This window comes from Oceanicaulis sp. LC35, assembly GCF_052055585.1.
Lineage (GTDB): Bacteria > Pseudomonadota > Alphaproteobacteria > Caulobacterales > Maricaulaceae > Oceanicaulis.
In genome coordinates, this window is the sequence record NZ_CP170485.1 from 470,168 (window position 1) to 492,670 (window position 22,503).

23 protein-coding genes and 1 tRNA gene are annotated in these 22,503 nt (G+C 61.6%); 16 read left to right on the forward strand and 8 right to left on the reverse strand.

Annotation, left to right across the window (positions count from 1 at the left end; all coding sequences use genetic code 11):
- The 6 genes from ACFELO_RS02255 (at position 1) to pgeF (ending at position 6,005) form a co-directional block, all read left to right on the forward strand.
- Entirely contained in the window at positions 1-1,815 is a 1,815-nt protein-coding gene (locus ACFELO_RS02255) for a long-chain-acyl-CoA synthetase (protein WP_440958952.1), read from the forward strand.
- A 2-nt stretch (positions 1,816-1,817) separates the two neighbouring features.
- Positions 1,818-2,417 carry a DUF924 family protein gene (locus tag ACFELO_RS02260; protein WP_440958953.1) on the forward strand — a complete coding sequence of 200 codons (600 nt, stop codon included), beginning with the start codon at positions 1,818-1,820 and terminating at the stop codon, positions 2,415-2,417.
- Between the two features lie 104 nt (positions 2,418-2,521).
- Positions 2,522-2,752: a hypothetical protein gene (locus ACFELO_RS02265; protein WP_440958954.1), complete on the forward strand. Its 231-nt coding sequence runs from the start codon at positions 2,522-2,524 to the stop codon at positions 2,750-2,752.
- A 61-nt stretch (positions 2,753-2,813) separates the two neighbouring features.
- The gene (locus ACFELO_RS02270) at positions 2,814-3,749 is read left to right on the forward strand and encodes an alpha/beta hydrolase (RefSeq protein ID WP_440958955.1); all 936 of its coding nucleotides are present in this window, start codon (positions 2,814-2,816) and stop codon (positions 3,747-3,749) included.
- Positions 3,750-3,778: 29 nt separating this feature from the next.
- On the forward strand, positions 3,779-5,221 hold the full coding sequence (locus ACFELO_RS02275) for a protein adenylyltransferase SelO family protein (RefSeq protein WP_440958956.1): 1,443 nt from the start codon (positions 3,779-3,781) through the stop codon (positions 5,219-5,221).
- Positions 5,222-5,225: 4 nt separating this feature from the next.
- The gene (gene pgeF / locus ACFELO_RS02280) at positions 5,226-6,005 is read left to right on the forward strand and encodes a peptidoglycan editing factor PgeF (protein ID WP_440958957.1); all 780 of its coding nucleotides are present in this window, start codon (positions 5,226-5,228) and stop codon (positions 6,003-6,005) included.
- A 31-nt stretch (positions 6,006-6,036) separates the two neighbouring features.
- Here the strand turns inward: pgeF and ACFELO_RS02285 are convergent, their stop codons facing one another.
- From ACFELO_RS02285 to ACFELO_RS02300, 4 genes are all read right to left on the reverse strand, one after another.
- Complete coding sequence (locus tag ACFELO_RS02285) at positions 6,037-6,831, reverse strand: SDR family NAD(P)-dependent oxidoreductase (RefSeq protein WP_440958958.1); 795 nt, start codon at positions 6,829-6,831, stop codon at positions 6,037-6,039.
- A gap of 77 nt (positions 6,832-6,908) precedes the next feature.
- Complete coding sequence (locus tag ACFELO_RS02290) at positions 6,909-7,325, reverse strand: response regulator (protein WP_440958959.1); 417 nt, start codon at positions 7,323-7,325, stop codon at positions 6,909-6,911.
- A gap of 285 nt (positions 7,326-7,610) precedes the next feature.
- Positions 7,611-7,687 (reverse strand) — tRNA-Arg (locus tag ACFELO_RS02295).
- 51 nt (positions 7,688-7,738) lie between these two features.
- Positions 7,739-8,791, reverse strand: a complete 1,053-nt coding sequence (locus tag ACFELO_RS02300; protein ID WP_440958960.1) for a phytase — start codon at positions 8,789-8,791, stop codon at positions 7,739-7,741.
- Between the two features lie 241 nt (positions 8,792-9,032).
- Between ACFELO_RS02300 and ACFELO_RS02305 the strand changes: the two genes are divergently transcribed.
- From ACFELO_RS02305 to ACFELO_RS02350, 10 genes are all read left to right on the forward strand, one after another.
- A complete protein-coding gene (locus tag ACFELO_RS02305) occupies positions 9,033-11,960 on the forward strand; it encodes a TonB-dependent receptor (protein ID WP_440958961.1) in 2,928 nt (975 codons plus the stop codon).
- A gap of 250 nt (positions 11,961-12,210) precedes the next feature.
- Positions 12,211-13,392 (forward strand): acyltransferase family protein, encoded by a 1,182-nt coding sequence (locus tag ACFELO_RS02310; protein WP_440958962.1) that lies wholly within the window; start codon positions 12,211-12,213, stop codon positions 13,390-13,392.
- A gap of 18 nt (positions 13,393-13,410) precedes the next feature.
- Positions 13,411-14,019 carry a hypothetical protein gene (locus ACFELO_RS02315; RefSeq protein ID WP_440958963.1) on the forward strand — a complete coding sequence of 203 codons (609 nt, stop codon included), beginning with the start codon at positions 13,411-13,413 and terminating at the stop codon, positions 14,017-14,019.
- A gap of 11 nt (positions 14,020-14,030) precedes the next feature.
- Complete coding sequence (locus ACFELO_RS02320) at positions 14,031-14,336, forward strand: winged helix-turn-helix domain-containing protein (RefSeq protein ID WP_440958964.1); 306 nt, start codon at positions 14,031-14,033, stop codon at positions 14,334-14,336.
- A gap of 80 nt (positions 14,337-14,416) precedes the next feature.
- A complete protein-coding gene (locus tag ACFELO_RS02325; protein ID WP_440958965.1) occupies positions 14,417-14,935 on the forward strand; it encodes a winged helix-turn-helix transcriptional regulator in 519 nt (172 codons plus the stop codon).
- Positions 14,932-15,546, forward strand: a complete 615-nt coding sequence (locus tag ACFELO_RS02330) for a 2-hydroxychromene-2-carboxylate isomerase (protein WP_440958966.1) — start codon at positions 14,932-14,934, stop codon at positions 15,544-15,546. The genes ACFELO_RS02325 and ACFELO_RS02330 overlap by 4 nt, the downstream gene beginning before the upstream one ends.
- Positions 15,543-16,271, forward strand: coding sequence for an SDR family oxidoreductase (locus ACFELO_RS02335; protein ID WP_440958967.1), 729 nt, complete (start codon positions 15,543-15,545; stop codon positions 16,269-16,271). The genes ACFELO_RS02330 and ACFELO_RS02335 overlap by 4 nt, the downstream gene beginning before the upstream one ends.
- 59 nt (positions 16,272-16,330) lie before the next feature.
- On the forward strand, positions 16,331-16,753 hold the full coding sequence (locus ACFELO_RS02340) for a hypothetical protein (protein WP_440958968.1): 423 nt from the start codon (positions 16,331-16,333) through the stop codon (positions 16,751-16,753).
- Positions 16,754-16,813: 60 nt separating this feature from the next.
- The gene (locus ACFELO_RS02345) at positions 16,814-18,916 is read left to right on the forward strand and encodes a TonB-dependent receptor (RefSeq protein ID WP_440958969.1); all 2,103 of its coding nucleotides are present in this window, start codon (positions 16,814-16,816) and stop codon (positions 18,914-18,916) included.
- A 52-nt stretch (positions 18,917-18,968) separates the two neighbouring features.
- Positions 18,969-19,763, forward strand: coding sequence for a thermonuclease family protein (locus ACFELO_RS02350; protein WP_440958970.1), 795 nt, complete (start codon positions 18,969-18,971; stop codon positions 19,761-19,763).
- 3 nt (positions 19,764-19,766) lie between these two features.
- On the opposite strand, the gene ACFELO_RS02355 is transcribed toward ACFELO_RS02350, so the two are convergent.
- From ACFELO_RS02355 to ACFELO_RS02370, 4 genes are all read right to left on the reverse strand, one after another.
- Positions 19,767-20,672, reverse strand: a complete 906-nt coding sequence (locus ACFELO_RS02355; RefSeq protein WP_440958971.1) for an RNA polymerase factor sigma-32 — start codon at positions 20,670-20,672, stop codon at positions 19,767-19,769.
- Positions 20,673-20,852: 180 nt separating this feature from the next.
- Complete coding sequence (locus ACFELO_RS02360; protein WP_009801788.1) at positions 20,853-21,371, reverse strand: CarD family transcriptional regulator; 519 nt, start codon at positions 21,369-21,371, stop codon at positions 20,853-20,855.
- Positions 21,372-21,653: 282 nt separating this feature from the next.
- Positions 21,654-21,989, reverse strand: coding sequence for a ferredoxin FdxA (gene fdxA / locus ACFELO_RS02365; RefSeq protein ID WP_009801787.1), 336 nt, complete (start codon positions 21,987-21,989; stop codon positions 21,654-21,656).
- A gap of 72 nt (positions 21,990-22,061) precedes the next feature.
- Positions 22,062-22,496, reverse strand: coding sequence for a TerB family tellurite resistance protein (locus ACFELO_RS02370; protein ID WP_440958972.1), 435 nt, complete (start codon positions 22,494-22,496; stop codon positions 22,062-22,064).
- Positions 22,497-22,503: the final 7 nt, after the last annotated feature.

A 22,503-nucleotide genomic window follows, 5' to 3' on the forward strand; every position in this document is an offset into this window, starting at 1 on the left:
ATGGGCTTGTGGTCGACGATCCGTCGCGAGTGGTATTACACAACGCAGTTGGCGCGCATGCTGGGCGCGCTCAAGAAGATCACCCCGGACTCCGAATATCTGACGCCAGACCTGTTTGAAGACAGCGTCGACAAGCATGCGCAGCGGACGGCCTTCATTACCGAGAGCGGTGTGGAGATCAGCTATGCGCAGTTTGACCGCTATGCGAACCGGGTGGCGAACTGGGCGCTCGCGCAGGGCGTGAAGCCTGGCGACACTGTCGCGCTTTATATGGCGAACCGCTGGGAATACGTGGCGATCTGGTTCGGCCTGTCTAAGGTCGGCATTATGGGCGCGCTTCTGAACAACCAGATCACCGGCCATTCTCTGGCGCACTGCATTGATGTGTCCGAAGCCCAGCACGTGATCGTCGAGGGCGAGCTGGCCGAGCAGTATGAAAGCGCCTGCGCGCTGATCAACTGCAAGCTCATCCCGTGGGTCAGCGATGGCAAACACGCCAAGGCGCCGGGCGGTCAGGACTTTGATGCTGCGCTGTCGGGCCAGTCCGATGTTCGCCCGGACCGCTCCCACCGGGCGCACCTCAAAGCCTCTGATCCGTGCATGAAGATGTACACCTCGGGCACCACGGGCCTGCCGAAAGCAGCCATCGTGGCGCACACCCGCGCCCTCTATTACCTGCAGGTCTTCGGCGTTGCCGGTCATTCCAGCAAGGAAGACCGCATGATGATGGTGCTGCCCATGTACCACGCCACGGGCGGCCTGTGCGGTGTTGGCGCGGCGCTGTCTTTTGGCGGCGCGGTCATCGTGCGCAAGAAATTCTCCGCCACCCGCTTCTGGAAAGACGCCGCAGACACCGGCGCGACCATGCTGATGTATGTGGGCGAGCTGTGCCGCTTCCTGGTCGCCGCCGAACCCAATGAGTGGGAGAAGAAGCACAAGATCCGCATTGCGATCGGCAATGGTCTGCGTCCGGATGTGTGGCCGCGCTTTGTCGAGCGGTCCGGCATTCCGCGCATCATGGAATTTTATGGCGCGACCGAGGGCAATGTCGGCCTGATCAACCTGGATTCCAAGCAAGGCGCGATTGGGCGCGTGCCGCCGCACCTGTCCAAGCGTTTCAACATCAAGCTCGTCAAGTTCGACATGGACGAGGAAGCTCCGATCCGCGACGCCCAGGGCCGCTGCATCGAGTGCAAGCCGGGCGAGGTTGGCGAGGCGATTGGTGAAATCCGCGCCGATGACGCCCGCTATCGCTTTGACGGCTATGGCGATGAAGAAGCCACCAAGAAGAAGATCCTGCGCGATGTCTTCTCCGAGGGCGATGTCTACTTCCGCACCGGCGACCTGATGAAGCGCGACGCCCAGGGCTATTTTTACTTCATCGACCGGGTGGGCGACACCTTCCGCTGGAAGTCCGAGAACGTCTCCACCAACGAAGTCGCAGAAGTCTTCGGCACCCACGAGAAAGTCGTTCAGGCCAATGTCTATGGCGTGGAAGTGGCGGACTATTCGGGCAAGGCCGGCATGGTCGCCCTTGTCACCGAGGAGGGGTTCGACCTTCAGGCCCTGCATGCGCACGTCCATAACGAGTTGCCGCATTATGCACGCCCGCTCTTCCTGCGTCTGAGCAAGGAAACCCAGGACGAGAACACCACCGGCACCTTCAAGCTGAAGAAGACCGATCTGGTGAAGCAGGGCTGGGATCCGGAGCTGATCTCCGAGCCGGTCTATTTTGATGATCCGGATGCGAACGCCTATGTGCCGCTGACTGCGGAGATTCGCGCCCAGATCATTTCGGGTGAGAAGCGGGTCTGATCATGACGCTGCTGCCGGAAGACATTCTGGACTTCTGGTTTGAAGAGGCCGGTCCCCAGGCCTGGTTTGACGTGAACCCGGCGTTTGACGCCCGGGTGCGCCGCAAGCTTGGGCCGGCCTGTCACAGCTTTTTGCAGACGCGGTCGGTTCAGGGACATCCCTGGCTGGTGGAACCTGAGAGTGCGCTGGCCCTGGTCATTCTGCTCGACCAGGCCCCGCGCAATGTCTGGCGCGGCTCCAATGCGGCGTTTGCGCTTGACCCTCTCAGCCGGGAAGCGGCGATGTGCATGCTGGAGGCGGGCTTTGACTGGGCCCTGCCCAAAGAGCGCCGCGCCTTTGTGTATCTGCCTTTCTCCCATTCCGAGGATATCGAGGATCAGGCCCTGTCCGTGCTGATGTGCGAAGAGCGGCTTGGACCTGACAGCGAGAACACCCGCCATGCCCGCGCGCATATGGATGTGATCGCCCGCTTTGCCCGTTTCCCTCATCGGAATGCGGTGCTGGGGCGGACGCCCCGGCCCGAAGAGACGAAGTTTCTGCAAGAGGGCGGTTACGCCCCCGGCTCGAAACGCCCGGCAAAAACGACCCAAGGGCAGTCCTGACTCAGTCTGTGCGCGCTGGAATTATACTAAACAATTGATTTACAAGGGACCTGTTTCGGCAAGCCCTTTGCAGGACGGCTGGCGAACCCCTCAAGGAGCCGTCCATGCCTGCCCAACGTCAGTCCCGCATCACCCCGCTTGATATTCGCGCCATTGCTTTCACGCTGGTGGATCGTCACGGGGATATGGCGCTCAATTATGCCGACATGGCGGTGACCGAGCTTGAGCAGAAGGGTGAGGATGAAAGCGCGAACGCCTGGCGCGTGCTGCGTTGGGAAATCCAGGATGCGTTGGCGGGTGTGATTGAGCGCGAGAGCCCGATCCAGATGCAATAAGTCTGTCTCTGTCACGAGAGTATGTCTTGCGCTAATGCCCCGGCTCACCCAGCTTTAGGCGATGAGCGATTTATCCCTATTCGACACATGGATTAATCAGGCGGGCCTGAACGATCTGTTCAACCCGCAGAAAACCGTCACCGCCATGCGCGACGCCATGGCGAGGATGGAAGAGCTGGTCGAGGTTGCGCCTCCTCCTGTTGAGGAAGTTCACGATATCGAGATTGCGGGTGGTGATAGCCTGCGTCCCGCCCGGGTCTATATCCCCTATGGCGCGCAGCCTGATCACGGTCCGGGCCTGATCTTCTATCATGGCGGCGGTTTCATGGTGGGGTCGCTGAAATCTCATGACCCACTGTGCCGTCGACTGGCGGCGGTGTCCGGGGTGCGTATCTGTTCGGTGGATTATCGCCTGGCGCCGGAGCATCCGTTCCCGGCTGCCGTGGATGATGCCTTCGCGGCGATGGACGCGGCGCTCGCCGGTGAGCTCTCTGCCTATGGCTTTGACCCCGAGCGCATGGCGGTCGGCGGGGATTCGGCGGGCGGCAATCTGGCGGCCACCGTGGCGCGCGACCGTCGGGACCAGCTGCACTACCAGCTTCTGCTCTATCCACTGATGCAGCTTCTGCAGACCAAGAAGGACCGGCCGCGCTGGCAGGAAGGTCCGCTTCTGTCTGAATTCACGCTCGAGGAAATCCGCAAGCATTACATCCGCGACGCTGATCCGGCGGATACCCGGATCTCGCCGCTGCTTGCAGACGATCTCAAAGGCTTGCCGCCCGCCTATATCCTGGCGGCCGAGATGGATCCGTTGCTGGATGAGGGCGCGGCCTATCGCGACCGGATGATCGCGTCAGGCGTCAGCGTGGACTACAGGCTGTGGAAGATGGTGCCCCATGGCTTCCTGAACATGTCCCGCCTGTTCCCGGCCTGTGTAACGGCGATCGAAGAGTCGGCGAAGGCGCTCGACAAGGCGTTTCAAGCCAGACCCTTGTGAGGCGCTGCGGCAGGGCTTAGCTCTGCAGGATGAGCATGACGTCCCGATACCGCCCGGACCCGCGTTTCGCCGCCTTGGGCGATGCGTATTCCGACCCTGTGGAGCCAGCCGGTTTTCCGGAAGCGAACCTGCGCTGGTGGAATGAGCGCTGGGCGCAGGAGATCGGTCTTGGCGCGTTGGATGAGGCCGAGCGCGAGGCGCATTTTCATCGCTTCAAACCCTTGCCGGACAACCAGCCTGTTCCCCGAGCCATCCGCTATCACGGCCACCAGTTTCGCACTTACAACCCGCAGATCGGTGACGGGCGGGGCTTTTTATATGCTCAGTTGCGCGACCGGCATGATCGGTTGCTGGACCTGGGCACCAAGGGGTCTGGCCAGACACCGTATTCGCGCTCAGGCGATGGCCGCCTGACCCTGAAGGGCGCTGTGCGGGAAGTTCTGGCGTCAGAAATGCTGGAAGCCTTGGGCGTTTACACCTCCAAGACCTTTGCCGTTTACGAGACCGGCGAGCAGCTTCATCGCGGCGACGAACCGTCTCCGACGCGGTCCGCGGTTCTGACCCGGCTGCAGCACTCCCATTTGCGGTTTGGGGTGTTTCAGCGGCACGCCTATTTCGAACGTCCCGACCTCATCGGTGAGCTGGTCGAGTATGCGATCGCGCACCTCGTTCCGGAAGCGGCTGATATCGAAGGGGACCGGGCCGCCGCCCTTCTTGAGGCCGTCTCCCGACGATCCGCCCGTCTCGCCGCGCAATGGATGGCGGCGGGCTTTGTTCATGGCGTTCTCAACACAGACAATCTGGTGGTGACCGGGGAGAGCTTTGACTATGGCCCCTGGCGGTTCCTGCCGCATTTCGAGCCCGGCTTCACCGCAGCCTATTTTGACGAGCAGGGGCTGTATGCCTATGCCCGCCAGCCCGAAAGCGTGTTCTGGGCGCTCCAGCAACTGGCCGGCGCGCTGAGTCTGGTCGGGGATCAGGACGCCCTGATCTCAGTGCTGGAAGCCTATCCCGGTCATTACAAGCGCGAGATCATCACCGCCTTCCATCACCGTCTGGGGGTCGAGCCCAAGGGCGATGACAGTGATGGCGCGCTGGTCAGTGGCCTTCTCAACGCCAGTCGGGAGCTCGAAATCCCGTTCGAGGCGCTGTTCTTTGACTGGTTCTGTGGCGAGGCTTCACAAGAGCGGGCGCTCGGGTCGGAACGAGGCGCACTCTACGGCGAGGACGCATTCGCGGCTGTACAGGCTCAGCTGCTGGAGCGCACGCCCGTTCGGGCTGAGCGCCTGTCTCATGCCTGTTTCAGCAAGCCTGCGCCCGTTCACATGACGATTGAGCGGGTGGAATCGATCTGGGCGCCGATCGCAGAGCGGGATGACTGGTTCGCGCTGGAACAGACATTGTCGGATGTGAGCGCGGCGCGCGCCGCCTATGATCTCGGACGTGACCGGGTCGGCTTTCTATCGGAGTAGCGCCATGCTGGACATTCTGCGCGCAGACGGATTTGGCGATGACACTGTCAGTCACGGCTTCACCACACGCGCAGGCGGGGTCAGCCAAGTCCCTTACGCCAGCCTGAACCTGTCCTGGTCGCGGGGTGACGACAAAGCCGCGGTTGAGGAAAACCGTCGTCGTGTGGGGGCCGCGTTCAGCGCCCGCCCTGTCTTCGCCAAACAGGTGCATGGAAACACCGTGATCCGGGTGGATGAAGCCCCTGACGACTGGACGGCGGGTGAGGGGGATGCCCTGATCACAAACCGACCGGGGCTGGCGCTGTGCGCGCAGACCGCCGATTGCACGCCGGTGCTGATGTACGACCGTGAAACCCGCTCCATCGCCGCCATTCATGCAGGCTGGCGCGGTGTCGTGGCAGAAGTGATTCCCGCCGCCATTCGCGCTTTGTCCGAGGCATATGGCGTGCGAACCGAAACGCTTCAGGCGGTGATCGGCCCGGCCGTGAGCGCAGAGAATTACCGGGTTGGACCGGAAGTGCTGGACCAGTTCGAGGCGCTGTTCGGCCCATTGGATGACACATTCATCCTGCCTCGCGATGCTGGAGGCGGGGCGGGCCTGAATGTCTCTGAAGGCGCCCGGCGGCAGCTGATCGCCTCTGGCATTCCCGCTGCAAACATCAGCTGGATCAAGACCTGCACCTTCGCCGAGGAAGGCCGGTTCTTCTCCTGCCGCCGGGCGGCGCGGGACGGGCATGCGGGGCATTTCGGCGGCCAGTGCGGCGTTATCGCCCTGAACGCATAGAGCGGCCCGAAGGCCGCCCCCTTGGTTTTTTTTAAAGCGGGCGGCCGTTATTGGCCTCGACCAGCATACGGCGCAGCTTGCGCATGCCGCCCACCCAACGATCACGCTCGGCGCCTTTCATGGCGGCATAGCCAGCGGTCTGTTCGTGGGTCGTCACCATGAAGCGGTTTTCCTCCATCGCCTTGAGAAGGGTTTGCGCCACGTCCTCAGGCTCGAGATAGCCGCTCAACCCTTGCGCGCCGCCCTCAATGCCCTTCACCAGCGGGGTGTTCACACCTTCCGGACACAGGCACTGAACCTTCAAACCGTCATCGCCATGAGTGATGGCGAGGCTTTCGGCAAAGGACACCGCCGCCGCCTTGGTGGCGGAATAGGGCGCATCGCCGATCTGGTTGAGAAGGCCGGCGGCCGACGCGGTGATGATGAAGTGTCCATGGCGGCTGGCCATGGATTTCGCCAGCAGACGCGCCGCGAACACGCTCGCCATCACATTGACCTGCCAGCACGCATCCCAGGACGGGGTGGGGGCGTCGCCTGCCCCCCAGAGCGGGCCGTCGGACACACCGATGCCGGCATTGGACATGAAGATGTCGACCGGGCCCAGCTCGCGTTCGACCCGATTGATCAGACGCGCCAGCGCAGCCTCATTGGTCACGTCGATGCCTTGGCCGAAGCCGCCGAACTCGGCGCCGGCCTTGGCCGCAGAGTCTGCGTTCAGGTCTGCAATGACGACCTTCGCGCCCTTGTCGTGAAAGGCCTTGGCGCACGCCTTGCCGATGCCGCTGGCGCCGCCTGTGACGATTGCGATTTTACCGTTGAGATCCACGGCTCTGTCCTCCCGGATGGTTTTCCCGGAAGCTTAAACAGTTAAGGACGTGGAGCAAGCGTCGCGGACGTCTGGTCTCAGGCGACGTTCACGGCTGCCTGCAGAATCGCCATCACAATGGTGAGGGCGGCGCGATACTGTTCCAGCGTTTCAGGTTTGCGTACGGAGGATACGACATTGTCGTAGCGCGAACAGACCTGTTGAAGCCGTTCTGAGTCGCCGGAAAACACGATGACCGGGATGTGAGAGAGGGTTTTGTCGCCGGAGATCTGCTCCAGAACCCAGACACCATCCTCGCCAGAGAGTTTCAGGTCCAGGACGACGCAGTCATAGTGGGGATTGGCGCGGATAAACTCCAGAGCCTGCTCGCCTTTTATGGCTCGATCGATGGAGGCTGCGCCCGCTTCTTCCCGCAGCATTTTTTCAAAGAGAAAAGCTTCCTGATCATCGTCTTCAACCAGCAGCAGGGCCGGTTGAGGGTTGCCCGTCGCCATGCTTTCCCCCGAACCTAAATTTTTGTCCATGCTAACGCTAGAGCGCCCCTGTTTGCCTGAAAAGCCTTTATTTAACGGTTTGATGAATTTTGGTTGTAGGTGAGAGGCGTTTGCAGGAAGGCGTAAGGTCTGATCAGGCCTGAAAAGACTCATCAGAATTAGTGAATATTGAGCACTATAGGCGCCAGAACACGGGTGTTACAGAGGCGAAAACAAGAGTTGCGATCTTTTAATCTTGCCGTCATTGGGGGAAGCGTATCAGCCGGGGCTCGCAGCACTCCGGAATGGTGTCCCCGACTGGATTCGAACCAGTGGCCCTCAGATTAGGAATCTGATGCTCTATCCTGCTGAGCTACGGGGACACGAAGGCGCAAAATACGCCGGGATGACGCGGGCGTCACCCCGGCGAATGCTTATTCAGAAGCTTGTGTCAGAGCTGCGCGGATGGACGCCAGATCGGTGACTTTGAAGTTCTGTCCGCCGCTGTCTTCCTCATCATCCTGAGCAAGGAAAACGCCCTCGGGATGGCCCGGAAGGGGCAGGGCGTGAACATCGATGCCATCGGTTTCACTGGTACGGTCGATCTCGCCGCCATTCACCTCGAAGCGGCCGATCAGGCTGTTGTCGGCGGTATCGAATACGGCATAGGCGCTGTCGCCCTGGCTGGAGACGACGAGCCAGGGGGCGGCGTCAGCCTGCGGCCAGAGCGCGACGCCCTCGGCATCGGCCACCAGGCTGTCGGAATTGACGTCGGCGAGCTTGGTGCGCGCATCGCCGGTCGCAGGATCGACGTCATAGACCCAGACCGCGACGTTCTCTTCAGCGACATAGAGCTTGCCGGCTTCGTCATCGACGGCGCAGCCCTCTGCAATGGAGCCGATCTCGAAAGTGCGAACGGTTTCGCTGCGCATGGCGCCGTCTTCAAACCACAGGCGCTGCTGGGTTGCACGGCCGGTATCGTCCTCGGTGACAAAGGCGAACAGGGCGTTGTCGGACGGGCGTTGATAGAGGCACAGACCATAAGGGTCGACAAAATCGAGCGGTAGCACATCACCCGGAGCGGGGCTGACCTCACCGGTCGCCGGGTCAATGAAGAACACGGCCATGGCGATATTGGTGCGGTCCGAAGCGACAGCGATGTCGACGGTCAGCTCGCCGGTCTGGAAGCCATAGCGCACATCCACATTGTTCATACGGCCTGCGGGCAGGTATTGGGCGGTCGCGCCATCGAGCGTGTAGACGTAGAGACCGCTCTTCTTGTCGGTGCCAAGAATGCGCGACCGGGCCGGGTCTTCAGCGCGCCAGAATGCGGGATCGTCCGCCGCATCGCCTGCGCCCGCGACTGCGGCGGTTTCAAGGCTCGCCGGAACAGAGACGCGCGGCAGGACAGGGCCCGCTTCTTCGGCGCAGGCGCTCAGCCCGCCCGCCAGCGATAAAACAAAGAGTGTCGTAAGTGTTGCGCGCATGACGCACCCCCCTGGATCACATGTGAACAGCTCAACTGGCGCTTTGCATAACGGCATAAGCCCGGTTCGAACAAGAGCGCAGCCGCCGCTGTCATCTTGCATACATTCAGTCGACACAAAGCGGTGTCCAAGCCGACACGAAACTGTCGCCTCGGCTCTTCATAAGCCCCCCGTATACGCGCCTCAGGGCGCTCTTTGTTTATTCCGGCTTTGCTCATCGGGGGATTTCGAGATGAAGCGTATGACCACTTTGCTTGGCGCGGTGTCACTGGCGGCTCTGGCTGCAGGCGCAGCCCAAGCTGGCGAGATCACCGGCCGCGTTACCGAAGCGACCGGCTCTGTCGGCCTTCAGGGCGCGATCGTGCGTATTTCTGAAACCGGCCAGACCGTGACCACCTCCCGCGACGGGTCTTTCCGCCTCGGCAATGTGCCGGCGGGCGATTTCACCCTCGTGGTCGATTATCTCGGCGCCGACGCCCAGACCCGCGAAGTCACGCTGATCAGCGCGGACGCAGCGGTCGAGACTAATTTCGTGCTCGGCGCGGATGTGGCGGTCGAGGACAACATCCTGATCATCGGCCAGCGCGGTCAGCTGACCAGCGCGCTGAACCGTCAACGCGCCGCCGACGGCCTGATCTCGGTGCTGTCTGCCGACGCCGTGGATCGTCTGCCCGACGAGAACGTCGCTGAAGCCGCGCGCCGCATCGCCGGCATCAACGTGCTCAACGACCAGGGCGAAGGCCGCTTCGTCTCCATTCGCGGCATCGACCCGAACCTGAACACCACCACGGTGAACGGCGTACGCCTGCCGTCCCCGGAAGCGGACAACCGTCAGGTGCCGCTTGATGTGATCGATTCCGACGTCCTGTCCTCGATCGTCATCTCCAAATCGCTGACTCCGGACATGCCGGGCGACACCATTGGCGGCAATATCGAGATCGAGACCCTGTCGGGTCTGGATCAGGACGAGCGCCTGCTGCAGTTCCGCCTGCGCGGCATCTATGCTGATGTGGTGGAAGAGTACGGCTATCGTGGCTCTCTGACCTTCGCCGACAAGTTCTTCAATGATCGTCTTGGAGTGGCGCTGTCCATTTCCGATCAGGAGCGCTCCTTCGGGTCTGAAAACGCCGAAGTTGACGGGACCTGGAACACCGACGAGAGCGTGCCGTTCCCTGAAGAGTTCGAGAACCGCAATTACGACGTCACGCGGGAGCGCACCTCGGTGGTGTTCAATCTCGACTATGATCTGAACGAGAGCACCAACCTCTTCCTGCGCACGACGTATTCGGACTTTACCGATCAGGAATATCGCAACCGGATCGAGAACAAGTTCGAGGATCCGGACTATGCCGACGCCCTGTCATCGGGCAATGGCGCTTTCTTTGACGCGTCCACGGGCGACGAGTTCGAGGTCGATCGCGACATCAAGGATCGTCTGGAAGAGCAGACCATCTACGCCATCGCCGTGGGCGGCGAGACCTTCGCGGGTCCCTGGACGCTCGATTACCAGCTCGCATACGCCTATGCCGAAGAGGCTGAGCCGAACCGGATCGACTCCGGATTCCGCGCCAAGTTCGATGAGGGCATTTTCGGCGTCAATGTTACCGACGCCCAGATCCCGCAAGTGATCTTTGGCGATGCGATCGCCGAGCAGGCCTATTTCGACGCGGACTCCTACGAGTTTGATGCGCTCGAATTCCTCGACGGCGTCGCAAAGGATGAAGAATGGTCCGCAGAGTTCAACGCACGTCGCGAGATGAACTTTGGCTCCTATTTCGGCTTCATCCAGTCTGGCGTTCAATACCGCACGCGTGAAAAGTCCTATGACGCCACCACGCTGATCTATGACGGCTTTGACGGTCCGGACCTGCTGCTGAGCCAGTTTCAGACCTCTGTGGAATATCCGCTGGCGACCAATTTCGGCCCGGCTGTGGATGCCGGCGCACTGCGCGAGTTCTTCTTTGCCAATCGCGGTGACTTCGAGCTCAACGATATCGACACGGCAGTGGCTTCCAACGCCGACAATTACGGCGCCGAGGAAGACGTGTTCTCGGCCTATCTGATGGGCTCGGTGGATATCAATCGCCTGCGTCTGGTGGGCGGTCTGCGCGTTGAAGACACCCAGTATGACGCCCACGGCTTCGAAATTCTCGAGCAGGAAATCGACACCGCGATCGACGGCGATGTGACCGGCGCGTTTGAAAGCTACATTGCGCCGGCTCTGACCGGCGCGGAGCTACTGGCGAGCGACATTGATGTCGAATACGACGCGGGCGACGATGAAACGGTGATCGAAGGCGATCGCGTCTACCGTCGCGCGGTTACGGCCGAAAACTCCTACACCGATTGGCTGCCCAGCCTGAACCTCCGCTACGAAGCCTCGGACAACATGATCGTGCGTGCGGCCTACTACGCTTCGATCGCCCGTCCGAACCTGGCTCAGGCCGCTCCGCGCCTCGCTTTTGAAGAAAATGACGAAGGTGAAGTGGAAGCTGAGGCCGGCAACCCCGATCTCGAACGTCAGGAAGCGCAGAACTTCGATCTGGCGCTGGAATTCTACCCGACCGAGGATTCGGTCCTGTCTGCAGGCGTGTTCTACAAGTCGATCGACAACTTCATCGCGCAGGTTGTCTACGAAAACACGGTGATCAATGGCGTGGCGCTTGAAGAAGCCACGACCTACATCAACCTCGAAGACGCCAGCCTGACCGGCATCGAGCTGAACTACCAGCAGGCGCTGACCATGCTGCCGGGCCTGCTGCAGCACACGATTGTGGGCGCGAACTACACCTATGTGGACTCCGAGGCTACGCTGGCTGATGGCCGTGAAGTGACCCTGCCGCTGCAGTCGCAGAACGTGGCGAACCTGATCCTGGGCTATGACGATGGCCGTCTGGATCTGCGCGCTGCGGTGTCTTATCGCGACGAGTATATCGACGAGCTGGGCGATGAAGCCGCCGAGGATCGCCTGATCCTGGATCACACCCAGTTCGACTTCTCGGCCAAATACGACCTGACCGAGAATTTCCGCCTCTACTTTGACTACAAGAACGCTTTCGACGAACCGTTCCGTGCGGCTTTCCGCGATGGCGGTCGTGAGCTGAGCTCGCAGTACGAAGAGTATGGTTGGCAAGCCCAGTTCGGCTTCCGCTACACCTTCGGCGGCTAGGTCAGACTTTTTCACTGAGACGAACCCCCGGGGCCCGGCCCCGGGGGTTTTTCTTTGTCAGATACGTCGGGCGAGGCGCTGCGAAACAGGGTTTAGCTCGGGCCTGATTGAAAGCCTATATTTCACAGGACGTTATCGGTGCGTCTTCACCCGGAGACACGATCCGGCGACAAACATTTCGCACTCTGCCAATAAAAGTGGTTTATAAAATAAACTAGTTTGTGTACATGGGGCGGGAAAGGAGATTTCAATGACCACTTCCTCCCCAGAACGGCTTCATGCGCTGGACGCCTTGCGCGCCAGCGCCCTCTTGCTCGGGGTCGTGTTGCACGCGACCTTGTCCTACTTCCCCACGACGGGGGTCTGGCTGATCGCCGATACGGACCGCTCCTCGCTGATGTCGGGCCTGTTCTTCGTGATCCATGCCTTCCGCATGCCCTTGTTCTTCCTGCTTGCGGGCTTCTTCGGCCGCATGATGTACCGACGTATGGGTGCGGGCCGGTTCGCCCTCAGCCGTCTCAAGCGCATCGGGCTTCCATTTGTGAGCCTCTGGCCGATCATGTTCGTGGCCTTCATCGCCCTGTTCATCTGGGGCATGACAACCATGTACGGCCCGCTGCCCGAGGGCGAGGCGCCGCCACTGAACTGGCGCACCGTGCCGCTGAGCCATTTGTGGTTTCTGTATGTGCTGCTGCTGATCTATCCGGCGGCGATCCTGACGGCTCTGGCGGCCAGGATCATTCCGGGCGCCGACGCGCTGGGGCGCGCCGTCGACAAGCTGTTCGCCATGCTGGCCGGTACGCCGTTCCTGCTGGTTGCGCCGGCGGCTCTCGTCGCTGCCCTGGTGTTTTCAGACAGCTCCGGCCCGATCTGGTTTGGCGTGCGTTCACCCGATATGGGATTGTTGCCGAACACGCCTGCGCTGGTGACCTTCCCGTTCGCGTTCTGGATGGGGTGGATGATGCAGCGTCAGATACACGTGCTCGACCAACTCAAAGGTGTCTGGTTCATCAATCTGGGCCTGGCTGCGCTGGCGACGGCCGGGTGTTTTGCTCTGGTCGGATTCAGCCCGGACTTGATGATGGCGCTGTCTGAAATGAAAAAGGCCCTGTTCGGCCTGGCCCTGGGGGTCGCTATGTGGGGCTTCATCTTTGGCTTTATCGGTCTGTTTCAGGCCCTCATGAACCATCATAGCCCTGTCTGGCGCTATCTGGCCGACTCCTCGTACTGGGTGTATCTCGTTCACCTGCCTTTGGTGGTCACGCTCCAGATCTGGATGTTTGACTGGGGGCTGCCAGCGGAGGTGAAACTGGTTCTGATCCTGCTGATCGCAATGCCGATCCTGTTGATCAGCTATCATTTGCTGGTTCGTGGGACCTTCATTGGATGGATCCTGAACGGACGCACCAAGCCGGTCTTCCGGCGTAAATGAGCATAACGGTGGAGCCGCATGACAACCGAAACCGGTTTGGGTGATGACCTGACTTTTATCCGGTCGCTCTTGAAAGAGCGTCCCGTGCAGCTCCGCACCACCGGCCAGCTCTATGGGCTGGCCGGTCTGTGCTACGGGCTTTACGCGCTGGCTTGCGGTTTCGCATTGCTGGGCTGGTCGCCCCTGGGCGATGCCACCTTCTGGATCGGTACGCTGGCATCCAACGGCGTGTTCTGTGTCGGCGTAATCGTCCTGTCCGTACGCGCCAAAACTCCTGAAGGCGTCGCCAACCGCGCGCTGACGGGTGGTTTTGCCGGTGTGGGGATCGCCAATGCGGTGGCGGCCCTTGGCTTTTTCCTGGCTCAGCGCACAGGATTGGGAGCAGAGGTCTGGATTCTCTTTCCCATGGTGGTCGCGGCGTTTCAGGGCGCGTGCTGGTTTCTGGCCGCTCTGGTCACACGCCGTCTTTGGACCGCGGTGATCGCTGCCGGCTGGTATCTCAGCGTGCTGGTTCTGGCCCTGCTGATCAGCATGGTCTGGGCCTATATGCTGGTTCTGGGGGCGGTGCTGCTTCTGCTGATGGCGCTCCCTGGCTGGATCCTGATCCGCTCGGCGTCCAACCCTTAATCTGATCGCTTATGAGTTCGTTTGATATCGATAAGCTTGATGATGTGATCCACAGCCGCTTGCGGCTGGGGATCATGACCTTGCTGGCTGATTCTGAAGCAGAGACCTTCAACGCGCTTAAAGAGGCGCTCAAGGCCACCCAGGGCAATCTCTCCATCCAGCTCAGAAAGCTGGAGGAGGCGGGCTATATCTCCATCGACAAGCAGATCGTCTCTCGAAAGACCCTGACCACGGCTCGGCTGACCCCGGAGGGTCGCAAGGCGTTCGATGCGTATCTGGAAGCTTTGTATTCCATGGTGGGCCGCAAACCTGACTAATCAACACTGGGGTATTGGAGGACGTCGGCGCGCTCCCAATTTTAGTTGCCTTAAGAAACCAATTGGGGCAATCTTACCGTATGACCCGAACCTCCCTGTCCCGCTATCCCTGTCCGGTGGCCCGCGCCGTTGATGTGATCGGTGATCCCTGGTGCTTGCTGGTGCTCAGAGACGCCATCGCGGGCGTGCGCCGATTTTCCGATTTCAGGGACCGGCTCGGCGTGTCGGCGAAAATCCTGACAGACCGTCTGAACCGGCTGGTGGACCAGGATGTGCTGGAGCGTCAGGAGACGAACCCGGGCAAACAACGCTTTGAATATGAGCTCACAGCAAAAGGCCGAGAGCTCGCGCCCGCGCTGATCGCGCTCATGCAATGGGGCGAGCGCTGGACGTTTGAGCCGGGGCGCTCCCCGGTGCGTCTCAGCGTGCGCGACACCGGTGAAGCGTTGGCGCCGATCCGCCTTGAGACCGCTACAGGGCGCGAGGTTCAGGTCGATGACCTTGAGATGAGCGCCACAGAGGCAGCGCCGGACATCACCAAACACGCCTATGCCGCGCTCAAGGCGCGGGCGAACCGCAACAAGGACGCGCAAACATGATTGAACCGGATTTCATCACCGATCTGGGCAGCCCGAACGCCTACCTGGTTCACAAGGTCCTGCCCGGAATTGAGCAGCGCACGGGCGTTCGATTTCGCTATCGGCCTTGCCTTCTGGGCGGGATCTTCAAGGAGACGGGCAATCAGTCGCCCTTCTTCGCCTTCGCCGACATCAAGCACAAGCTTGATTACGAAATGCTCGAAATTCGCCGCTACGTGGCCGAGCACGATCTGGGGGCGTTCAAGTTCAACTCCCATTTCCCGATGAACACCCTGACCCTGATGCGCATGGCGACGGCGGTGGAGCTGGATGCGCCCGACACATTGCGCGCCTTTCTGGATGCGGGTTTTGCGGGGATGTGGGAGCTGGACCGGGATTTCACGCAGGACGACGTCATCAAGGCGCATTTCTCGGACGCCGGGTTTGACGCGGACGCCCTGCTGGCGCGCGCCGGTGACACCGAAGTGAAGGCGCATCTGATCGCTAATACCCAGGATGCGGTCGTACGCGGCGCTTTTGGCATGCCGACCATCTTCGTGGGTGACGAGATGTTCTATGGCAAGGAACGTCTGGCCCAGATCGAGGCCGAAATCAGAAAGCATCTGTCATGAACGGCGCGGCGGTGATCATCGGCGCGGGCGACGCCACGGGCGGCGCGATTGCGCGCGCCTTCGCTCAAGACGGTTACGACGCCTGCGTGGTGCGTCGTCCGCGTCATCTCGATCAGCTAGAAGCGCTGGCGCAGACGATCCGGGACACCGGCGGTCGCGCCCATGCCTATGGCGTGGATGCGCGGGATGAAGACCAGATGACGGCGCTGTTTGACCAGGTCGAGGCTGACGTCGGGCCGATTGAAATCATGGTCTTCAATATTGGCGCGAATGTGAACTTCCCCATCGAGGAGACCAGCGCGCGGGTCTATCGCAAGGTCTGGGAGATGGCCGCCTTTGCAGGCTTTCTTGCGGGCCGGGAAGCAGCGCGCAAGATGATCCCGCGTGAGCGCGGAACGATCATCTTCACCGGCGCAACGGCGTCGGTCCGGGGCGGGAAGGGCTATTCTGCTTTCGCCGGGGCGAAGTTCGCCCTGCGCGCCCTGGCCCAGTCCATGGCCCGGGAGCTGGGGTCGAAGAATATCCATGTGGCCCACGCCCTGATCGACGGAGCGATTGATTCCCCGTTTATCCGGGAGATGTTGCCCGATGTGGACGCGATGCGCGCCGAGGACCGGATTCTCGATCCGGAGGCCATTGCCCGGGCCTATGTCAGCCTGCATCAACAATCACGCTCTGCTTGGACCCATGAGCTGGACCTGAGGCCGTGGGCGGAAACCTGGTAGACCCAGGCTGAGACATTAGGGCCTCTTTGCAGGCGCGTTGCTCTGACCTATAGGGCGATATGTTTCGCCTGTCCCATCCGGTCCTGATCCGCTTCGCCGCGGTCCTCATCGCCCTTCAGGCGTTGTGGTCGTCGGCTGCGAGCACGGCGTACGCCGCCGGGTTTGACGCGGCGAAATACATGTGCGGGCAGGTCGTGCGGGATGCGCAAGCCCGCGCCGCCATAGCCGAACTGGCGGCCCTGACAGGTCTGGAAGACCCGCAACCCGCCCCTGACCATGACGCATCAGACTGTGTCGCCTGCATGCTGGGCCATGCCGTTGCGCTGGCCTCCGACGTCCCGGCGCTAGCCGTCCACTTGGGGGTTGGGCCCGATCCGCGTCCCTTGCGGATTGATCAGGCCAGTCCGCGCCAACCGGCCGGCCCGCCCGTCGGGCTTCGCGCGCCGCCGCTCATGAATGGATCTCTCTTTCGTCGCGCCTGATGGGTGCGTGTTGCGTCCGGTCCTGCCGGGCGCGTGATCTGTTCTGAGACTTTCAATTCCATGACCAAAATTCTGTTTGCCGGCGTATCCACGCTGGCCCTGACCTCTGCCGCTTTCGCCAACGAGGCCGCTCCCGCTCCGCAATCGCGCTGGGTGGATGTGATCACCGTGACCGGCCAGTCCCCGGTCTCCCCTGATCAGGACTCGGTGCTGATTGATCTGGCGCCCGCGACTGCCCCGGACGCCGCCGGTCTCGCCGCCCGTCTTCCTGGCGCAGCGCTGGTCGACAATGGCGCGCTGTCGGGCCAGGTGCAGTATCGCGGCCTTTATGGTGCGCGTGTCGCGGTGCGTCTGGATGGACAGGCCTTCCATTCGGGCGGCCCCAATCTGATGGACCCGCCGCTTCACTACGCGCCCGCGCCCTTGCTGGACCGTCTTGAGGTCACCCGGGGCCCGTCTCCCGTCCGTCAGGGGCCATCCCTGAGTGCAGGCGTGAATGCGGTGTTCAAGCATCTCGGTTACGCGCAGGGCGAGACGCCGGAGCTTCATGCCGACCTCACCGCCATTGTGCGCAGCGTGGATGAAAGCACGGCTGTGGGCGGCGTTGCGGGCCTGTCCACTGCGCGTCAACGGTTTGAAGTGCTGGCCTCGACGGAAAGCGGCGAGGATCTGGATACGCCCTACGGCACGCTCAACGGGACCGGCCATGAGCGCGATGTCTACGGCTTCGGCTATGGCGTGCGTCTGACCGAGACGACCGAGCTGACGGCTGATGTCCGCTGGCAGGAGGGCGGCAATACGGGCAATCCGCCTTTCCCCATGGACATTCGCTTCATGGATACGTCCTCAAGCCGTCTGGGGCTGAACACCGAGCTCGGCGAATGGAGCCTGTCGTTCAAGGCCGGGCACGCGCGTGTGGATCACGCCATGAACAATTACGATCTGCGCCCATCCCCTGCGCCCATGCAGATGCGTGAGACCTTCGCCAGCTCAGAGACCGTCAGCGTCAGCGCAGACGCCGAACGCGCCTTGCAGGGCGGGGTGCTGCGTCTTGGGATCGACCGGGCGGATATTCGCCACGATACGACCGTGACCAATCCGATGAATGCCGATTTCTTCGTCACCCCGTTCCCGGATGTGGAACTGGGCCGGACCGGCGTCTATGCCGAATGGGACGGGCCGTTCTCTGCCTATGAGGTCTATGCCGGTTTGCGGGTGGATGCCCATGACGCGGATGCCGGAACGCCGCGCCTGGGGGCAGCCCTGCCCGCAGGGCCGCGCATGCTGGCGATGGCATTGGCCAATGCGGATCGGTCCTGGGACGACGTGACTGTGGATGGCTTGTTGCGCATCGCTCGACCGATGTCGGAGACGCTGACCCTGCGCGGCGCACTGGCGCGTAAATCGCGGGTTGGCGGGCAGGTCGAACGCTATGGCTGGCTGCCGATCACGGCGTCGGGCGGTCTGGCGGACGGCAATACCTATGTCGGCTCGCTTGATCTCAAGCCCGAAGTCGCCACCAGCCTTGAGGCGGGTTTCGATCTGGAAACGCCACGCGCTTATCTGCGCCCGACGGCTTATGTCAGCTGGGTCGAGGACTATATCCAGGGTGTGCCCGCCGAGCCCAACACGCCCGGCGTGGTTGATACGCCGCTTGAGATGGTCTCGGCCATGAATGGCGATCCGACGCCCTTGCGCTTTTCCAATGTGGACGCCCGGCTTTACGGTTTTGACGCCGATTTCGGTCTGGTGCTGACAGAGCGCTGGCGCATGGACGGCGTGCTGACCTATGTGCGCGGCGAGCGCGATGATGTGAATGACGATCTGTACCGCATCACGCCCGCCACCCTGCGCCTGAGCGCGACCTATGAACAGGCGCGCTGGTCGGCCAGTCTTGAAACGCTGATGGTGGCCGAACAGGACAAGGTCTCAAGCGAGAACAGCGAACAGGTAACACCCGGCCATGTGCTCCTGAATGCGTATGGGCGCTGGGAGGTGAGTGAGCGGGTGAGCCTGTCGGCGGGGATCGAGAACCTTCTGGATCAGCCCTATCGCGACCATCTGGGCGGCTATAATCGCAATGCCGGACTGGGCGTGCCTGTGGGTGAACGTGTGCCGGGCGCCGGCGCCGGGGTCTGGATGCGTCTGAATACGCGCTTCTAGGCTTTGATCTTCTGCGGCTGACGGGCAGACTATTCCCCCGTCGGGGGAGTGGATGATGATGAGGATCGCGTATCTCGCGCTGGTTCTGATTGGCCTGTCAGCTTGCAGGGGGGCTGAGCAAGCGCCGGCTGAAACGGTGGAGCCTGTAGGGGCGCGGACCGGGCATGGCTTTCTGTATGAGACCTTAGAGGGCGTGCGTGAGTACGCGCTTCTCGCCGGAATTCGCGGCGCGGACTCAGATGAGTCTCGTGAGGCGTTGCAGAGTCTGCTCGATGAGGCGGGCGCCGGACTCAGCCTGATCGAGACCGAGGCCGGGCGAGACCGGTATGACCGCCCGGTGGTGATCGCAATGTTCAACAGGGCCGGTGAAACGGTCTTTCTCGATGCTGAAATGGTGACGTCTGGTCACGCGGTCGTCTGGCCTCGACCCGAGGCTGATGCGCGTGCAGACCTGTTGTATGCGCTGGAGGCGGACGCCCGATCTGCGGGTCGGGGCGGCTGGGGCGATGGCGCGTTCTTGATCCGCGCGCCCGACCCGGACCCTCTGGCCCAGCATCTGGATAGCGCGCAGATCATAGAGGGTCGGGTGGTCGCCATCGGGGAGGCGCGCAATGGCCGCCTCTATCTCAATTTCGGCATGAACTGGCGCACCGACTTCACCGTCAGTCTGAACCGCGATGACCGGGAACGGTTTGAGGCGGCCGGGCTTTCCGACCCCTCGGCGCTCGAGGGCGCGCAGATCAGAGTGCGCGGTTGGCTCTATGCCGAGAACGGCCCGATGATCCATGTGCAGAGCCCGTGGCAGATCGAGGTGCTGGATGCGCCTGAACCTGCGGCTCTGCCCTGAGGTCTAGCCTGTGGGCAGCAGCCCGGCTTCCTCGGGGTCGCCCACCACCTCGGTGAGGTAGAGCTTGAGCTTTTTCATCGCCTGATGCTCGACCTGGCGGACGCGCTCCTTGGAAATACCCAGCCGCTCGCCCAGCTTCTCAAGGGTGACGCTGTCTTCACCCAGACGACGTTCGCGGATGATCAACTGCTCTCGCTCGCTCAGACGGCCCAGAGCCTCGCCCAGCCATTGAGCGCGCCGGGCCTGATCGCGGTCTTCCATGACCTGGGTTTCAGGATCGGGGTTCTCATCGGCCAGAAGATCCTGCCACTCGCCCTCGCCATCCTCGGAGAAGGGCGCGTTGAGGGAACGGTCCACAGCAGCGAGGCGGCTCGCCATCTTCTCCACGTCATCCTCGCCCACGCGAAGCGCCTGGGCCACATAGGCGCGATTCTCGGGCGTCAGCTGGCCCGAGCTCGTATCCTTGATGAGGGCCCGCAGACGACGGAGGTTGAAGAACAGCGATTTCTGCGCGGCGGTGGTGCCGGTGCGCACGATGGACCAGTTGCGCAGCACATAGTCCTGGATCGAGGCGCGGATCCACCATGTGGCATAGGTAGAGAAGCGCACTTCGCGTTCTGGCTCAAAGCGGGCGGCCGCCTGCATCAGGCCGATATTGCCTTCGGAGACGAGGTCCGGAAAAGGAAGGCCGTAATGGCGGAACTTGGCGGCGATGGAGATCACAAGGCGCATATAGGCTGTGGTCAGCGCATGCAGCGCCTCTTCATCGCCCTTGTCTTTCCAGGCGGTGGCGAGATTGAGCTCTTCTTCCCGCTCAAGAAGCGGGGCGTCCATCGCGCGCTTCATATACCGTCGGTCGGGGTCGGCGGAACGCGCCGGGGCGGAGCGAGTCTGGGCAGAGTGTGACATCACATTCGCTTTCGTTTCGCATGGGCCTTTGATGTGTTCATCAGCCTATACGAAGCGGGCGGGCGTCTGGATCACGCAATGAGGTGATAGTTCACGAATGGCTGGTCATGAATGCAAAGCGCCCCGCCAGAACAATCTGACGGGGCGTTTGAAGTCTGGTGACTGACAGAGTCCGGCGGCTTAGGCGGCCTTTTTCGTCAGGGTCGTGGTCAGCATTTCCAGAGCCTTCTCGCGGTCGACTTTCTCGACGGCTGCGACTTCACGGACCATGCGGTCGAGTGCGGATTCATAAAGCTGGCGTTCGGAATAGGACGGCTCGGGCTGATCTTCCTGGCGGTGCAGGTCGCGCACGACTTCCGCGATGGAGATCAGGTCGCCTGAATTGATTTTCGCTTCATATTCCTGGGCGCGGCGGCTCCACATGGTGCGCTTGACCTTGGGCTTGCCCTTCAGGGTCTTGAGCGCATCCTTGAGCACGTCATCGCTGGCCAGCGGGCGCATGCCTGCAGCGGTCGCCTTGGCGGTCGGCACGCGCAGGGTCATCTTGTCCTGTTCAAAGGAGACGACGTAGACCTCGATATCAAATCCGGCGACGCTTTCTTTTTCGACGCCCACAACACGGCCCACGCCATGAGCGGGATAGACCACATAGTCGCTTTTCTTGAACGTCTTATTGTCGTTGGCGGATTTCTTGGTCATACGAGGCCCTCTCGTCCAAAGCCTGCCGAACTGATCATGTCTACGAGGTCTAATGGACCGCGCAAAAACCCGCTCTGATCTTGTACGAAGACCAGCGGTCGGGCTTTTTGTGAAACAGTTACATCAAGGCGGTTGCTGTCCCGGAATACGCGCATCTGCGCTCACCGAAGACAAAGACCATAACAGAAAAACTACAATAACTCAACTTGATGCGCAGCAGCGATCATTCCGCCCCCGGAAGGCGGTTAACCGATTGCTAACATTTTGAAGGCGTTCAGGGATTCACGAAGCCGGTTTTTCGGAGAAGTATTTCTCCAGCTTGTTCGTGATCGTCTCGAATTCCTTGTAGTCCGCCGGCGGGTCCTTGCGGACCGTGATGTTGGGCCACTCGGTCGCGTATTTGGAGTTCAGGGCCAGCCACTTGCCGTCCGCATCATCCTCGGTGTCCGGCTTGATCGCCTCGATCGGGCACTCAGGCTCGCACACGCCGCAATCAATGCATTCGTCAGGATGAATGACGAGCATGTTCTCGCCTTCATAGAAGCAGTCCACCGGACAGACTTCCACGCAATCGGTGAATTTGCAGCGGATGCAGGCGTCAGTGACGATATAGGTCATCGCGCAGGCGACCTCGGAACAATGTTGTTAGACAGAAAGTTGGGCGGGACATGGCCCCCCGGGGCGGGTTTGTCAACGGCCCGAGGCGGCATGTCGCGCTTCGGCGCGATCACGATCTGACAGGCCCAGAAGCGGCGCCAGGCGCCGGATCAGGGCATCCTCATGGGCGTCGCGCTCGCCATCAGCCAGAACCACGCGCCATAGATCGGCCAGGATGGTCAGGCGCTGTTCACGTGGCAACTGCTTGACCACATGGGTGAAGCGGTGGTGATCCACGGCCGCCTCGGCCAGGTCTTCGGCTTGTTCAAGCAGTTCTGCAGCGCGCGCTTCATCCAGATCAAATCCGGCGCACAACACCGAGATGATTTCCGCCTCTTCCACGTCTGCATAAATCCCGTCAGACAGCGCAGCCTCAACCAGCAGGACGGCGGTGGACAGCTCCGGGCTCAAAGTCTCTTCGTCCTGGTTTTGAGAACCTGCAAAGAGGCGTTTCAGGGTTTCAAACATGATCGAT